The 15,150-nt window shown below is 46.6% G+C and carries 16 protein-coding genes and 2 pseudogenes; 13 read left to right on the plus strand and 5 right to left on the minus strand.

The genetic code is table 11. The features are described 5' to 3' along the window. Positions 1 to 35: 35 nt before the first annotated feature. The 5 genes and pseudogenes from CK910_RS18545 to CK910_RS18565 form a co-directional block, all read right to left on the minus strand. Positions 36 to 437 carry an H-NS family histone-like protein gene (locus CK910_RS18545; RefSeq protein ID WP_098984296.1) on the minus strand — a complete coding sequence of 134 codons (402 nt, stop codon included), beginning with the start codon at positions 435 to 437 and terminating at the stop codon, positions 36 to 38. A gap of 71 nt (positions 438 to 508) precedes the next feature. After that, positions 509 to 1,180, minus strand: a complete 672-nt coding sequence (locus CK910_RS18550) for an inovirus Gp2 family protein (protein WP_157774649.1) — start codon at positions 1,178 to 1,180, stop codon at positions 509 to 511. 321 nt (positions 1,181 to 1,501) lie between these two features. Next, positions 1,502 to 3,115: a YfjI family protein gene (locus tag CK910_RS18555; protein WP_098984297.1), complete on the minus strand. Its 1,614-nt coding sequence runs from the start codon at positions 3,113 to 3,115 to the stop codon at positions 1,502 to 1,504. 22 nt (positions 3,116 to 3,137) lie between these two features. After that, positions 3,138 to 3,344 (minus strand): helix-turn-helix transcriptional regulator, encoded by a 207-nt coding sequence (locus CK910_RS18560; protein ID WP_080631381.1) that lies wholly within the window; start codon positions 3,342 to 3,344, stop codon positions 3,138 to 3,140. 116 nt (positions 3,345 to 3,460) lie between these two features. Next, positions 3,461 to 3,908, minus strand: a pseudogene (locus CK910_RS18565) (IS630 family transposase); the annotation flags it as partial. A gap of 112 nt (positions 3,909 to 4,020) precedes the next feature. Between CK910_RS18565 and CK910_RS23880 the strand changes: the two are divergent. The 13 genes and pseudogenes from CK910_RS23880 to CK910_RS18620 all read left to right on the plus strand — a co-directional run bounded on the left by CK910_RS23880 (position 4,021) and on the right by CK910_RS18620 (position 15,108). Beyond that, positions 4,021 to 6,159 carry a hypothetical protein gene (locus tag CK910_RS23880; protein WP_157774650.1) on the plus strand — a complete coding sequence of 713 codons (2,139 nt, stop codon included), beginning with the start codon at positions 4,021 to 4,023 and terminating at the stop codon, positions 6,157 to 6,159. Positions 6,160 to 6,940: 781 nt separating this feature from the next. Further along, the gene (locus CK910_RS18570) at positions 6,941 to 7,516 is read left to right on the plus strand and encodes a recombinase family protein (protein WP_098984298.1); all 576 of its coding nucleotides are present in this window, start codon (positions 6,941 to 6,943) and stop codon (positions 7,514 to 7,516) included. An 85-nt stretch (positions 7,517 to 7,601) separates the two neighbouring features. Continuing rightward, the gene (locus CK910_RS18575; protein WP_098984299.1) at positions 7,602 to 8,204 is read left to right on the plus strand and encodes a hypothetical protein; all 603 of its coding nucleotides are present in this window, start codon (positions 7,602 to 7,604) and stop codon (positions 8,202 to 8,204) included. 49 nt (positions 8,205 to 8,253) lie between these two features. After that, on the plus strand, positions 8,254 to 8,724 hold the full coding sequence (locus CK910_RS18580; protein WP_253852723.1) for an IrmA family protein: 471 nt from the start codon (positions 8,254 to 8,256) through the stop codon (positions 8,722 to 8,724). An 88-nt stretch (positions 8,725 to 8,812) separates the two neighbouring features. Beyond that, a complete protein-coding gene (locus CK910_RS18585; RefSeq protein ID WP_098984300.1) occupies positions 8,813 to 9,391 on the plus strand; it encodes a lecithin retinol acyltransferase family protein in 579 nt (192 codons plus the stop codon). Between the two features lie 43 nt (positions 9,392 to 9,434). Next, complete coding sequence (locus CK910_RS18590; RefSeq protein ID WP_098984301.1) at positions 9,435 to 9,860, plus strand: DUF2787 domain-containing protein; 426 nt, start codon at positions 9,435 to 9,437, stop codon at positions 9,858 to 9,860. A gap of 10 nt (positions 9,861 to 9,870) precedes the next feature. Further along, complete coding sequence (locus CK910_RS18595) at positions 9,871 to 10,299, plus strand: hypothetical protein (RefSeq protein WP_098984302.1); 429 nt, start codon at positions 9,871 to 9,873, stop codon at positions 10,297 to 10,299. Beyond that, the gene (locus CK910_RS18600) at positions 10,274 to 10,543 is read left to right on the plus strand and encodes a hypothetical protein (RefSeq protein ID WP_098984303.1); all 270 of its coding nucleotides are present in this window, start codon (positions 10,274 to 10,276) and stop codon (positions 10,541 to 10,543) included. Before CK910_RS18595 ends, CK910_RS18600 begins: the two co-directional genes overlap by 26 nt. 105 nt (positions 10,544 to 10,648) lie before the next feature. Further along, a complete protein-coding gene (radC, locus tag CK910_RS18605; protein WP_098984304.1) occupies positions 10,649 to 11,146 on the plus strand; it encodes a RadC family protein in 498 nt (165 codons plus the stop codon). Continuing rightward, on the plus strand, positions 11,143 to 11,364 hold the full coding sequence (locus tag CK910_RS18610; RefSeq protein WP_098984305.1) for a hypothetical protein: 222 nt from the start codon (positions 11,143 to 11,145) through the stop codon (positions 11,362 to 11,364). The genes radC and CK910_RS18610 overlap by 4 nt, the downstream gene beginning before the upstream one ends. Before the next feature lie 323 nt (positions 11,365 to 11,687). Next, positions 11,688 to 13,814 carry a sensor domain-containing diguanylate cyclase gene (locus CK910_RS18615; protein WP_098984306.1) on the plus strand — a complete coding sequence of 709 codons (2,127 nt, stop codon included), beginning with the start codon at positions 11,688 to 11,690 and terminating at the stop codon, positions 13,812 to 13,814. A 479-nt stretch (positions 13,815 to 14,293) separates the two neighbouring features. Then, positions 14,294 to 14,392 (plus strand): annotated as a pseudogene (locus CK910_RS24685) (transposase); the annotation flags it as partial. A 146-nt stretch (positions 14,393 to 14,538) separates the two neighbouring features. Continuing rightward, a complete protein-coding gene (locus CK910_RS18620; protein ID WP_253852725.1) occupies positions 14,539 to 15,108 on the plus strand; it encodes a cytochrome b in 570 nt (189 codons plus the stop codon). Positions 15,109 to 15,150: the final 42 nt, after the last annotated feature.

Here is a 15,150-nt window from a genome sequence, read left to right on the forward strand (position 1 = left end):
AAGGCCATGCCGATGAATGGCATGGCCTCGTTCGCTCAGATGAGGAACTCATCCAATTGGCGGCCTTGCTCGAGCTGCTCAGCCAGGAACTTGGGCGTACGGCCCTGACCGGTCCAGGTTTTCTCTACGCCATTTTCAACGTAACGGTATTTGGGGGGACGAGGTGCTCGTTTAGCTTTAGCCGCAGTCGCAGCTGCCGGAGTACTGCCAACCAACTCAGTCGGGTCGATACCAGCTTGTGCCAACATCGCCTGGAACTCAGCCAGTTTTTGCTGGTGCTCAGCTTGGGCGGCTTGTTCTTTCTCAGCTACCTCTAACCGCTCCAGATAAATCAGCTCGATTTTCTCGTGGGCTTCTTTGAGCTGATCCAGAGACAACTCGCGCAGTGCTGCCCGCAGACTACGGATGTTCAACAGCACTTTCAGAAATTCACTCATAGATATCCTTTAATTAAATACGCAGGGATTGTTCTATAGCATACTAATGAGCACTGATGTGCTCAAGCGTCTTATCGTATTTGACTGCAACCGAAGTTGCGTTGCCCACCCATAACCTTCGTACTCTGTTTACTGAAATAAGCCAGACGAAATAGGAAGTCGTGATAGATTTTATCTCGATTAATTGCCGCATTGCGAAATAGTCCATAAGTCCCTTTGGAAGGGAAATGAACCAAGTGAGCATGCTCTGGATGCGGTAAGCTTAGTGCACTACACCACGCTTTCTGTATCCTCACCCCCATGTTATCACCATCACTTTCTAAATAGTTACCCAGATAGGCATAATCGTCTCTGTGGAAGAATAGCATGACGTGGTAATGGTGGTGTGCTGATGAGTCCTTTTCCCTGCACCAGATGTAAGCAGGTAGACGAGGCTCCCCTCGTCGGTTGTTACGTTTATGGTTTGCTTTGATCTGGCTTTTAAGGGATTCCATGAAGCGTGTGATAACCGCTGGGTCTGTACGCTGCATGAAGATAAGTTGATCCAGGTCGTATTCAGTGGTATCCACTGCGAACCTTAAATCGCATCGAATAGCAAAGACTCGAGGAGTCTCTGCTAATACTTGAGCTGTAAATTCTACACTGCGCGCCAGATAATCGAGGTTCATTGGCCCATATCCAGATATGCACTTCTGCAACAGCGCTTCAAACTCCATATTGGTTAATAATATTTTGTCATACATAATGAGCACTCCTAAATGCTAAGTGTTTGAAAAATGTTATGCCTGTCACAATAACGTGAGTTAGTGTTTTAAATAAAATTTAATCCTCCCCTCTCAAGAGAGAGGGGATATCTAGATGATGATATAGACACCGTTATAGGGCGTATAACGAGTGTGATGACACATGTTTTATTGATATACTTCATTTACATATATTACATATACCGGACATATTCCCCCTATCAATTAGATAATATAATAAGCTCAATCCTTGCCATATAAGGCTCACAATGAATTGCATATAAATATAGTTATAAATATCAACTCTGAAGTTATTTTCGATTAGAAATAAAATTGTTCACCCAATTCATCATGATCAATCAAGCCTTCAATGCTTGGAACTGTCGTATTATTTTGTAAGTTGATACCGCCTCTCCCGCTATAAAATCTTGAGATATTACTACCATAGTAGGGCTCACCATAGTCGCCACCAACATCTTTAAAAACAAAAGGATTCTTTAATCCATTACTAAGATATGGATACTTCCTGTGCGACAGAATAACACTAATAGATTGTTTTTTCTTAAAGCAAGTTATATGTTCTTCTGCAAGGAGTATGTTTATTGCCTCAGCCAGCCCCTTTTGATTCCTAATACTGTAGGGGCCACAACGTCTAATTGTACTTTTCTTAATCGGTATACCATTGAAGTTATCGTATAACCATTTTAATAGTACCTCGGCACCACGACGGTCCGGCAGCGTCAAGGATGCGGGTGACTTGAATAGATTTATCGCATGTTCAAAATATAGTTCTGTTAGCTGAATCGCCGTCTCCATCGTCTCTTTCTCAACAACATTCTCTATTTGCTGAGCATGACTAAAGACATGCAATACTGCCGCTAACCGAGTCGCCTGCTCCATAAATTTAGAGCCAAACTCCGTGTACTCCTCAAGCCATTGCCCCTTAGCCATCGCTGCTTCAATCTGGTTGTACTTCTCTAGCCATAACCACTCAGCATCAGGAGATAACGTTAATAAATCACGTTTATCGCCTTGTGTGACTCGTTCTTGTCCTAATGCCAAAAGGCGATGAACAGTTGCATGAAAATTATCCAGCGGCATCATGTTGTGCTGTGTAACAAGACCGAAATCATACCGCTTACCAATCTCAGATTCAGGCTGGCAAAAAAATACCCTTGAGAAAAAACCTGAACTACGCATGGTCTCCCCGTGACGTTCATTAAAGGTGTTGAACAGTTCAGGTTGGATCATCAGGCTCATTGTTAACCGAGCCCCTTCGATTTTGGCGCTTGAGTTATTAGCCCTATCAATTATTAGTGGTTGGTTAGACCACAGAGAACAAAAAAGCGCAGAATCTTTCAGCAAGTCACCATTAAAAATGGAGCTAGCTTCATCTGACATTAGAGCAAGAGAAACCTCATGCCCGATGAGCATTTTCTTTAATGCTGCAGTAGAGACATCATTAGCCAACATACGTTTTTTCTGTGGTTCCATGGGTTTGCTTCTCATATGGACCTTAAATTTTTCATCAAGCTCGCTGAATTCCGTACTCCCCTGTGAGCTCATTCTTTTCAGTGCAGTAGTGATTGCAGTTTTCTTTATCTCCCACAGCTCCGACTCTACCTTGAACTCTTCATATTCACGCCTGTAGGCCTCGAGCATACTTTTTTCAAATTCATAAATTACCTTCATCAAGTATTTATCTATCGTACTTTTTCGCTCACCTGAGCTTGCCAATACGATAAAAAATAATGATGTGGGAAAAACCATTCCTTTCTTAGGACTAATGTCTACCAGCTGTTGCGCTACAATACTCATCACGCTAAGCAACTCTGAGAGGATCAGTAGCAGAGGAGCCTTGGTTATACGGTGCAAGAGCACTATTACAGCGAGTATCGATGGCGGCAGCCTTTCCAGTATCCGATCAAGGTTCATAAGGTCACTCCTTAGCAATGCGTTAACGGGTAGCAATCCAGTGTTGCACTTCACTCAGGCGCCAGCCTATAGCTGATCTAGCCGAGCAGGAGAGCCTAATAGGTCTTGGAAAGGACGGGTCGTAACGACGAGATTTCTCATTGATTTTTTCGTAAACCGTTGACCTGCTAGAAGCAATCATGGTGAGCAGTTCTGGCAGCCTGATGATACGATCTTGCACTTTTGACATAAGCGGTCTCCTGGTGTCGCTTTGAATGTGTTCGTATATTTGAGCAAGGGTGAGGTGTCGTCATGGGGTGAAACTACGAACCCAACTAAATAGCTGAACCTAATAGTGCAGCACCATAAGGTTGGCAGCCAGACAATGCCCATACGAGGTAACCCTCGACGAAGGGTGGAGGCTGCCACATTGAGCTCTATTAACCGATTGATTTTGATAGCCAATAGTTCGGTACACAAACGACTACGCTGATAACCACAATCTTGCGGAGAAAGCTCCATGAGCAGCGCCAGTAAGGTGGCAATCTTCGCGACAGGTAAGACCGGGGCTCGGCCAGCAAAAGCCGAGGATCGGCCTAACCAAGTGTCCGGATTTAGTTGACCACAACAGAAGCCAACGGCCGATGGTCGAGCGAGCTGCGCCGGTAAGGTGATGAACATCAGTGATCGTGCGTCCTTCACGTAACAGCAAGATGGTCATCAAGCGACGAACATGTCCTTTATCACGCCTGGCATGGCTGATTTTGTGAATGCGGCGCCGCTGTGGTTGTGGCAGGGGTGGTAAGATAGGCATCAACTCAGTCCTTTGGGTTTGTTTTGTTTGGCGACTAATGAGAGCGCACAAACTGGACTGAGTTTCCTTCTTCCAGCGACCTACTCTTCGGAACAGCCATGCAGGTGAAATCATGACCCCCCATCCTTTTGCAAGTTTTATCTATTCAGTACAAAAAACGCTTGGGCTGTGGAGTGGAGGCCGCCAATCTGAGCAAATCAGAAGAGCACCATTCGATGCGCATAAAGGGCATTTCCAAAGTGTTCATGATTCACAACAAGGCAATGACGTTCTCTCAGATAGTAACAGGTCTAGAGATAATAAGACTGAGCCAGATCGGAATGATTATTTGCCGAGGTTAGATCTGATATGCAATTACTTACATATTGGAAGCAATCAACCATCAAACGTTCTAATAAATCATGTGCCTGTATTAGAAGCGATATATACATCGCTAGCTCAGACTACATTTATCTGGGAAAAGTCTGAAGAAGACACCATTGAAAAATATACTAGAAATGCCTTAATACCTTTAATGTGCGCAGACATTAGCATTTTTAAAAACAATGCAACTCAAGACTCGATTTATTTTCACCTAAATAGATTGTTATTGAATGAAGATATAATAAAATCTAACGGCCCTGTAGTGACATATAACAAACTAACAGCTAAGAAATACACAGTGGATTTCATTGAAACCCATCTAATAGAGTGCGAACTACGTTACAACCAAGCCCATAAAAAAGCCACTTCCATTGAGCCTGAAATATTACTCCCAGAGATAATGGAGTATTTATCGTCTTTTTCAAAAAAAGAAAATCAAACCTGCATCACGTTACGTGAAAAAATTAAAATTTGTAATCAAAGGCTTAATAATGAAAAGTTCCATAATTTAAATATTAACACTAGATCTATATTTTCTGCTTATGCAGCAATTATTATCCTGCAAGATATAAACAATAAAATAGGCATGTTTAATAATTTTCATAAAACCTACAATAAACTAGCCAAAGGAAATGCTGTAACTCTTAACGAGTTACAAGAAAATTTATATCGAGCCTTGAGCTTCTTTGAAAATAGAGTTGAAGGTTGTGATGTAAATAGCACACCATCTAATAGACAAGAAGTTAGCCATATAACTTCAATTCATAAGTTGATAAAAAATATTAGAATAAATATATTCTGCGAATCAAACGAAATCCGAAATAATGTTATAGTAGACAACCTCGTTTTTGATGCACTTACAGAAGAATATTTGTTGTCCCAGATGGTATCTCTTCCACCTATTTTTTACATGCCAATGAAGGATAATGAAAGACTTCAGGTTTGTAGAAACTGCTGTAGAGAAGAGATAACCTCAAAATATGAGAGCTTTTTAACATTCAAGAAGGACTATTTCACCGCAATTAATATATTGGCAACAATGAATGGCCATCCGAGTAAGGTATATTTCCATCAATGCCAACTGTTAATTGATGTACTTCGCAGTATAAAAAACTACGATCCTTATCGAGCACTACAAATCATTGATAGAATAGACCATAAATCGTTACCATTATTTGGATTTATCAAACATGCTCTAGCCGTCCTCAAAATTGGATTGATGTATAATCAAGAAAGAAAGGAAATAAAAAATTTATCCTTAATGCCGCAGGTCAATGATATTATAAATCATCAAGGATTGATCTATATACCTACTATTTTATCTCCTCATACAAGCATAAAAAATAGACAATCCTGGCTTTCCGAGAGTGATTATATTGCACATTCTATTGTTGCAGGTGGCAATACCTATAACGCAGTGATGGCACAAGCTATTTATTGTTATAACTTCACCATCGCTCGCCATACTATTTTATTTACGCTGCATACAGATTATATTTACCCTCAAACAAACATAAATGTATCGACAGCAACTATAGTAGACCTAAATCATGGTTCAGAGATGATTAGTCACGATTTACTTGAAGGGCTAAACAATATTTCCAAGAGAATATTATCTAATCTAGATGGAATCAACACGAATGTAGAACCAGATGTCTTTGTCAGTGATTTAATAAAGAAAGGTGTTGTTTCATCTGAGGAGCTGATTGTTAATTTAATCCACTGCATTAATGGTTCCTCCATTGGAGTTTGTCTATTAGATTCCGAATCTATTAAAATGCTCTATTCAGTTCCTGATGACCAAGTCGAAAGCTTTGTCAAACTTGGAGCTCGCTCAGACGTCGTAAAATTGCTGTTTAAGTATTATCAGAATCACACTAAAAAATAGACGAAGAGCGAAAATGCCAACCGGCTTGAATAAGGTTAGACAATAGATGAGATGGCCTAACGCGACTTTTCACCCTTCGTCATCGTAAACTTTACTGATAGTGTAACCAGCAAAACCCTGCTACTTTTGCTATTCGTATCAAAAATAGCACTTAAAAAGAGCACCGATGGTATTGACAAAAGTTTAATTCATAGTTCTCTTGCTAGTTCGCATCATTGGTGATCAGAGGCTGTTGCATCATTTAAATAATGCATTTTAATAGCGGTATACATTTCAGACACTCTTAAAAGTCATTCACTACAAGAATACATTAATATTTATTTCAAATAATCTTGGATATACTTTATTGAAGTGAACTATCCCAAAGGAGTGCGCAATACGCACTCCTTTTTATAAAGGAATCATTATGTTTGCCTCTATAACTGATATTAACAATTGGTCAAATTTAATCTTGATACTGATTTTTGGAAGAACCACGCATTAGTAATGTGTATTCCCCACGGTACTCCAAGAGTGATTAGGACGGCTGTCTAACCAAATCAAAGCAACACTACTAGATTTTTGTGATGCGTGGTTGTAGTCAGCCATTACTGCAACTGTCACAAGATGACACATTACGTCTTTAAACCACTGGTTTGATTCAATAGATCAAGCCCTAGTGACACTCACGAAATCGGCACTCATTTCATCTATTTCCCTCCATTTTCTGGTCATTAAGGTCTCTTCGAGACTTTTGACCATGGAGGTCAGTGTACCTTGCCCTATTGACCGGGAGGAGACCATGGCACTGGTAGGTTACGCACGTGTTAGTACGGGAGGTCAGAGCCTGGAAGTCCAGCTTCGAGCGCTGGCCGAATGCAATAAAGTTTTCCAGGAGAAGGTTAGCGGAGCCAGTGATGATAGACCGCAACTTACTCTCCTGTTGGATTATGTGAAGAAGGGAGATGTGATGATGGTTACCAAGCTGGATCGTCTGGCTCGTAATACTCGTCACCTATTGGAAATATCAGAATTTCTACAACATAAGCAAGTTGCATTGCGGATATTGAATTTGGGGATCGATACCTCTACGCCTACCGGCAAGTTAATGCTCACCATGATCGGTGCTATCGCAACGTTTGAACGAGAGTTGATGCTGGAGAGGCAAGCAGAGGGTATTGAGTTAGCCAAGCGACGAGGTGTTTATAAAGGCCGAAAACCTACAGCCATGGCAAAAGGTAATGAAGTTCTTGCACTGGTTGCCAAAGGACTATCCAGAACTGAAATCGCCAAGCGCACGGGAATAAGTGTTTCCAGCGTACAACGTATTCTCAGAAATCAAACTAACCAAACACAATTTGGACCAGAAGCAATGTGAGATTAACAGTAAATTTTTCTTACTGGCAAGCCAAACATCGATAGGACGTCTTTTGGCAATGGGGATATATACAATGGAGATAGATATGAAGAGTATACTCAAAACAATGATGATATCGAGTGGTCTGATGTTCACCGCGATGTCTGCTCACGCTGCTGAAATCACAGGAACGTATGATACCTGGGCGACAATGAAATCTCAGGGCTGGCACTCATCTGATAATTTTGATGACAACAAGATGCATAACGCCCTGACATGGAGTGGTGAGGTCATAAATCAATATCCATGGACCAAATATGCCTTCCTGAGGAAAATGTCTGGAAGTCCTCTGTTTTTAGCTGATAAGAACAAAAAGACACTTACCTATCTTGCGTACAAGCCACGCAGTGGTGACTACTCTGATATCAGCATCATATATCAAGGTGAAAATGAAGGGAAAGGTTGCTACGTCTCCATTGTCGACACCGGGAAGGTGCTTGAATTTGAGCAGTCGCGTTACTCTATGCTTTCAGATGAACCACAGCAGTCAGTCAGCACCGAAATACTAATGGTGTTACCAGAGCGTTGTATCGATAAACAACAGCTCAGTTCAATCAAAGCCAAACAGCGCCAAGAAGAACGAGATCTTCAGCAATGGGTTGGCAAACAAAGTCTGAAAGAGCTCTGTCAGAAAAGCGGCAACTGTTAATTAAACGTGTTGAAACTAACACCCAGTTTAAAAGGTGGCTTAGCTGAACATGAATAAAATTCGAATGGTACGAAGTGGCATGAAAAAAAGCTTCTCGGTATTTCTCGTGAGTGGTTTGTGTTGGAGTACTACCTGTTTTGCCGAGGCCCAACGCTACCTCGCTATCCAGCACACCGACACGCTTTACGCAAACCAAGGTGTCTGTGCGTATCACTTCTCTTTAGATAGTGGTGGGGCAGACGAGTTTGGTCATTTGTATATCACGCTGCAATTTAATGACAAGAAGGGCAAAGCGCTGGCCGAATCAACGCTGGAAGTTGAACCCTTTGGTGGGAGTTCCGCGACTCGTTATGGTGGCGGTTTTACGGAAGTTGATTGCGGATTGGTTGAGCAAGCCAAGTCTATCGCCATTATTCAGGCGACCGAAGTCTTTGCACGTAACCAAGTTACCCGGCTCCCCATCTCCACCTTCACACCCGAGTTTCATCAACCACTGAAGATCACCGTAGGCGGCAAGTAGCCCGCTCAGAAAAAAATAAAGCCAAAGGGCGTCACCATCACGGTGACGCCCTTTTTCATTTCCAACCCTTGATGAGGAACATCACCCCATGACACGACATTTCATTATCGGCGATCACTTGGTAACACCGCAGCCTGAAGGCCAGCATCATGGCATCTTTGTTGGCCATGACCAGGTCATTCACTGTCTACCAACTCCTGCCGGTGATCACTCAGGTCAACTGGCGTTGACCTCGCTGGCTGAATTCAGTCAGCACTGCACCATTGAGGTCCAGCCCCATGCCCAACGCCTGTTCAGTCGAGAGGAAAGCCTGACACGGGCTTACGCCCGACTCAATGAAGGTGAGCAAGGTCAACAGTTCGCCAATGGCGAGCGATTTGTCACTTGGTGCATAGAAGGGGTTCAGCATCCCCCAAAGCTGCTGCAAACCGCTGTAGCAACGGTGGTGGCAGCTGAGGTGGCTCGCCATACGCTGGGTAAAGCAGCCACCAGTGCAACGGCTGGGCTTGCAGCCGCCACTCTGGCCACTACTGCTGGCGGTAGTGGTGCCGCTGCGACGGTGGTGTCGGTGACCGGTATTGCTTCAGCCCCGCTGTTAGCTCCCCTTGCAGTAGGCGCCGTCGCAGCCTATGGCGTCAGCAAACTGTGGGATTGGCTCAAAGACTGACCCCACATGAAGGCCCCTCTTCCCCACTCACCGAGGACACATCATGACAATTCCTTTTCACCGGGGCGGTTTTGCCCTGCCCGTTGCCCAAGCGCTGCTCTCGCTCCTCAATCAGGAGGTCGCTCATGCCGACATTGACCTCGAGCGCCTGACCCAGCTTACCTTCAACTTTCGCAGTCCCACCTACAGCCCCGAGCAAGGAGGGGCTCACCCCGTCGAGATACGTCTGATTCGCGGCCTTGATGGCTGGCTGTTCGATTACGTCACCGACTTCAGTTACCAGGGACTCGGTCAGGATGCCGAGCTCTGCAAGGAGCTCGATTTCAACTTCCTGGATGACGAGCACTATTTGCAAGGATGGGGGCCAATCCAGCGCTCAGAGGCCCATGAGTTATTCACCTTGTGGCAGACCAACTTTGTTGCCTACTGCCGGATGGCGTACTTCACCGTTGAGGTCAGTGGGGATTAGGAGGTGTGTGATGACTAACGAACTGCCGCTCTCCCACTACTCACGCCAGTGGCTGGGACTGGTCGCGGCCAAGGCCAAGCTGCAACCAACTCGCCAGGGCGAGCGCTGGTTGCTGCACCTCACTCCTGGTAACCCAAACGCCCGCACCGTCACGCTGCATCTGCGTTGGTCTGGCGTGCAGTGGCAACTGATTTCACTCACCAATGCCGAGGATTGGCGCACCATGAGCCAGCCCGAGGATGAAATCTGCCTGGACCCCACGCGTCGCTGTTTCTGGCGCTGTCAGGCAGGACCGGTTCCGCTCATCGATCAGCCCCGCGTGCTGGGTAGCTTTCTGAGTGACCTGCAACGCACCTGCATCCATCACGGTTATTGCGTGGAGAGTGACCCCTTACCCCAAGAGGAGGCACACGATGCCCAAACAACCAATAGCCGTTGAGCTTGAGGCCATCAATCGGGAGGAGGAGACGAAGGTGGTGCGTGACAGTGGCCTGACAGTGCACGGCTACAGCGTCTACCTGCGGGCAGTGGAGGGCAGCAGCCTGGCCTTGGCTACCTGGGTGGCCGACTACGACACTATAGGGCCAGCCTATGAACTGGCGGAACGGCTGAGCATTGCGCTGGCTATCCTGCTCACTGTGCTGGTCCCCGGACCACTGATACCGGTACAGAGTGCCCCGTAGCCACGGGCAACTGAACTACCCTCAAAGTGAACCAACAACCTCTCTACCTTTAACCCCGACATGCTTCATGCGTGCCGGGGTTTTGTTTATTTGGAGAACTCCACTATGCGTTACCACAAACTGAAAGCCGGGGAATGCCCCGGCACCTATGTCGTCACCGAACCGGTGACCGAGCAAGACCTGCTGCGTATCGCCAACCAAATTGCCCGCAAGCGCCTAGCCAAAGGCACTGCCATCACTAGCACCACGGACGCCGCAGAGCGGCTACAAACCTTGCTGCAGGACCGGGAACACGAAGTGTTTGGCGCTCTGTTCCTCGACTCACAGCATCGTGTACTGGCCTTTGAAGAGCTGTTTCGCGGCACCCTCGACAGTGCCAGCATCTATCCACGGGAAGTGGTCAAGCGGGCCTTACTGCTCAACAGTGGTGCGCTTATCGCGGTCCATAATCACCCAAGCGGTGACCCCGAACCCAGCCACTCCGACCGGGTCTTTACCCAGGCCCTCAAAGAGGCATTAGCCCTGGTCGATGTCCGGCTGCTCGACCATCTGGTGGTCGGCGCAGAGGGCGTGGTGTCACTGGCAGAGCGAAACCTGCTATGAACCTTCCTTCAGACAAATCACACCTCACAGCCCTCGATATCCTCATTGAGCTGCGCGGCTGGCTCGAAGACAACATCCAGATGCAGGCAGAGCCCGCCATCGTGGCCTACCTACCCAACGGTTACCAACTCACCCAGGCCGACTGCATCGAGGCCATTGATGCACTGCTGCACCAACTGCGTCATTGGCCCACCCAACAAGAGATAAGAGCGATGTGATTGTTCTACCCCTAGAGTACGATGTCTTGCCAACCCCGCCACTCAGTTGGCCCTGAGTCTTATCAATTCACTCAGCCCTGACGGGTGGCTGCTCCCGCAGCGAGAGCTTAATCAGGAACAGTAAAAAGGGGCGCATCAATGCGCTCCTGCTGTTGCCATTTCCATGATGCGCTGAAATCACATTTTGAGCAGACTTGTTGGCATTGCAGGTGCCATGTGAGATTGGCAGCAGACAACAAATCAACCTATATTCTCATACATGTCAGTAGCGCCGCTGATAGTTGAGCTTTTATTTTCTGCTGGGCTGAGAGGCAAGGGTAAGGATGAAACGTACTTCCATGCATAGCATTACGAACCCGACCAGTACTCATGTAAAGAGCCTGACTCGATACCTGTTGGTATCTCTGCTTTTTATTGGGTTGGTACCACTTATATCGGTGGGATTCTTGGCATATCAGCGCAGTAGTCAAAGCCTGAATGATAAAACGGGTAGTTTTCTGGCCGCTCAGGCACGAGAAGCGATAGACAAGATTGATCGCAACCTGTTTGAGCGCTACAGCGACGTGCAGATGATGGCCCTCAACCCCAAGGCATTGGGGGATCCCGCAAGCATCAGTAATACCACTGACATTTACACCCAAGCATATGGTTTTTATGACTTGATGGTGATTGCCGACTCAGCGGGGAACATCATCGCCAACAGCACTTCGACAGGAGATGGTCGGCAGATCAACAGCGATGCATTACGAAGTACATCGGTCGCAGATACGGAGTGGTTCCGACGTGCGATGAGTGGTTACCTCGGTCATGGTCAAAGCTATTACCGTGATGCTACGTATGACCCCCTACTTAAATTGGCGACCGGCACTGAAGCGCAGACGCTCCTGTTTGTTGCACCTATTTATGGCGCGGATGGCAAGATAGCGCGTATATGGGCTAACTGGGTTTCGTTTGATCGTGTTGTTGGCGAAATAATGAGAAGCGTTCGGCAGCAATTATTGGATGGCGGTAATGCGGGCATAGGTACCCAGGTACTGTCTCATGATGGTTTGATACTCGAGCCGAGACCGGATGATGGAGCTTCACCAGCACAATTGCTGAAAATTGGTTCGCTAGGTACCATGGACCTGCATCAACGCTCCGCTGGCTTTATCACAGTGGACGCCGACGATGCAGGTGGAAAAGCCCAAATCATTGGCTATTCCAGCTCCAAAGGCATTCTTGGCTTCAAGGGTTATCACTGGGGAGTACTGGTTCAGCAAGATCTTGCGGCGGCATCCATTGCTGCACGTGATTTGGGTAATTTTGTCGTGATTGTCTCACTAATCGCATTTCCGCTGATCCTGTGGCTGGCCCTTACCATCAGTCGTTCAGTCAGAAGAACAACTGAAGGACGAGAGCAGGCACTGTTTAAAGAAGCTGAGCGTCAAGATTTTGAAGCTAAGTTGCACCGGGCGCTGGATGCCAGTGAGTCGGAGGAGGAGACATTTGCAGTGGTGGGTGAAGCACTATCACTTGCCATCAAAGAAACACCAGGGGAAATGTTATTGGCAGACTCGAGTCAGATGCATTTTCGCCAAGTTGTAACTGCCGAACCGGCGGGAGCTCCCGGATGCATGGCTCAGACTCCTCGCCAATGTTTGGCGTTCAGACGAGGGGCAACCTTGATATTCCCAGATTCAGAGTTGATGGATGCATGCCGCAAATTAAGAGGACGCCCAGGTGGCACTTGCTCTGCCGTGTGTATTCCAATGACAAGCATGGGCAAACAAGCCGGTGTTTTACACGTATCGGGAGTTAAGGGACAAGTCTTTGATAGTGAAACTGTTTCACGCTTGCAGTCTATCGCATCACGCGCGAGCACCCGGATCGCCATGTTACGAGCCATGCAAGAAACACAGTTGCAAGCAGAAACCGATGGTCTCACTGGGTTATTGAATCGACGCAGCCTTGAAAACCAGGCGAGAGCGTTGCTGTCTCGCAAAGGGCCCGTATCTGTGGCTTTTTGTGATTTGGATCACTTCAAACGACTCAACGATAGTTTTGGCCATGAAGCTGGCGATCGTGCACTACGGGTCTTTGCGCGCGTGTTGAGCGATGTGGTACGCAACACCGATATCGTCGGACGCTATGGTGGCGAAGAATTTGTCGTGATACTGCCTGATGCTCCCGTAACCGTTGCTGTGGATGTGATGAATAGAGTGCGAGAACAACTCGACCTCGCCTGCATGTCAGGGGCCATGCCAGCAGTCACGGCCAGTTTCGGGGTTGCCTACGGCGAAGGCCCCATAGATTTCGATGAAATCGTGCATTCTGCTGATGTAGCCTTACTGGTTGCAAAGCAGACAGGGAGGAATCGTGTCGTGGTGGCAGGAGCAGTCATTGATACCAATGTCGCTGTTGAGTCGCATCAAGATACCAGCATCATGGAAACCAGTGAAACTGCCTGAAGTGATTGGCAATTAGGTACTTTGCCTGCCGCGCTTTACTTGGCGCCCCTTCAAAGAGTCGTGACAGACTGTGCTAGTTACCGCTCTTTGAAGGGCTTTGCTGCAAATGCTCAACCGTATTCTGACAACGGCGTAGTTGTGTGTTGGCGTTGTAAAGAGGCCGGCAAGGTGCGGCATTGCTGGTGATGCTGTGGCCTAATGATGGAAAGCTTTTTGTCACATAAACAAATAAAGCGCCGAGTGCCCACCCTGTAGCCGCACTGGTTATCAGAATTGCGAACACTAGCAATATATCCACGACATAAGACCTCATCATGCACCTCACCCCAGGTAGTCAGCTTGCCTTCGGCTGCAACCTCACTTCCTACACCTAGCGTACTTCTAAACGATGCGCTGGATCTCACCAAAACTCAATGTGAATCACCCCGATTTTCCTAGACACCTCAAGAGCCTCAAACTGAGGTCATTCAGGAGGTGTCATGATCAAGCAGCAACGTTACACGGAAGAATTCAAACTGGCCGCAGTCAAGCTGGTAACTGAGCGCCATTACCCTGTGGCAGAGATCGTCAATGCAATACAAGAAAAGCAAGATTGGAAACGCGGGTGTTTCATTTACTTTATATTATATTTCGATACTTTTTATTAATTTCGGCCAATCGGCAATCGCTTAGACGTATTTCGGCCAAAAGAAATATTCCAAAAAAATTTAAGGAAACAATGAAGATGATAGTGGATCACTCACCGCCGTTAAGCCTGCTAACCCGATTTCTGCATTGGTCGGTCGCCTTGCTGATGATTGGCCTGACCCTGCTGGGTTATCTGATGGTGAAACTTGAGATATGGGCTCTCTATCCCCTGCATAAATCACTGGGCGTGGTGGCATTGCTGCTTGTGGTGCCACGGGCAATTGTCAGACTTGGCAAAGGGTGGCCTGCACCGGTTCGCCAATACCCCCGCTACGAGGCTATGACAGCCAAAATGATCCACTGGGGATTGCTTATTTCAACCTTGCTCATCCCTGTTTCTGGTATTTGTTATTCCGGTGCTGCAGGCCGTGGCGTTACCCTGTTTGGCTGGTTCATTATCCCAATGAATCCAGATAGCAATGATCCAGAGAATGTTATTCCATATAGTGAATCATTGAGTGATATCACTCATTCCGCTCATGTATATCTACCTTATATCATGCTGGCATTCGTGCTGATTCATATTGTCGGCGCGGTAAAACATCACCTGCTGGATAAAGATAAGACTCTGATGCGTATGCTTGGCAGGACGTCACCTGAGAGATGAACGTAGTGGAGAGATAAAAATCTCTCGACCGAAAGCGTCCAT

Origin of the sequence: Aeromonas sp. CA23, from assembly GCF_002587065.1 — a bacterium.
Classification (GTDB): Bacteria; Pseudomonadota; Gammaproteobacteria; order Enterobacterales; family Aeromonadaceae; genus Aeromonas; species Aeromonas bestiarum.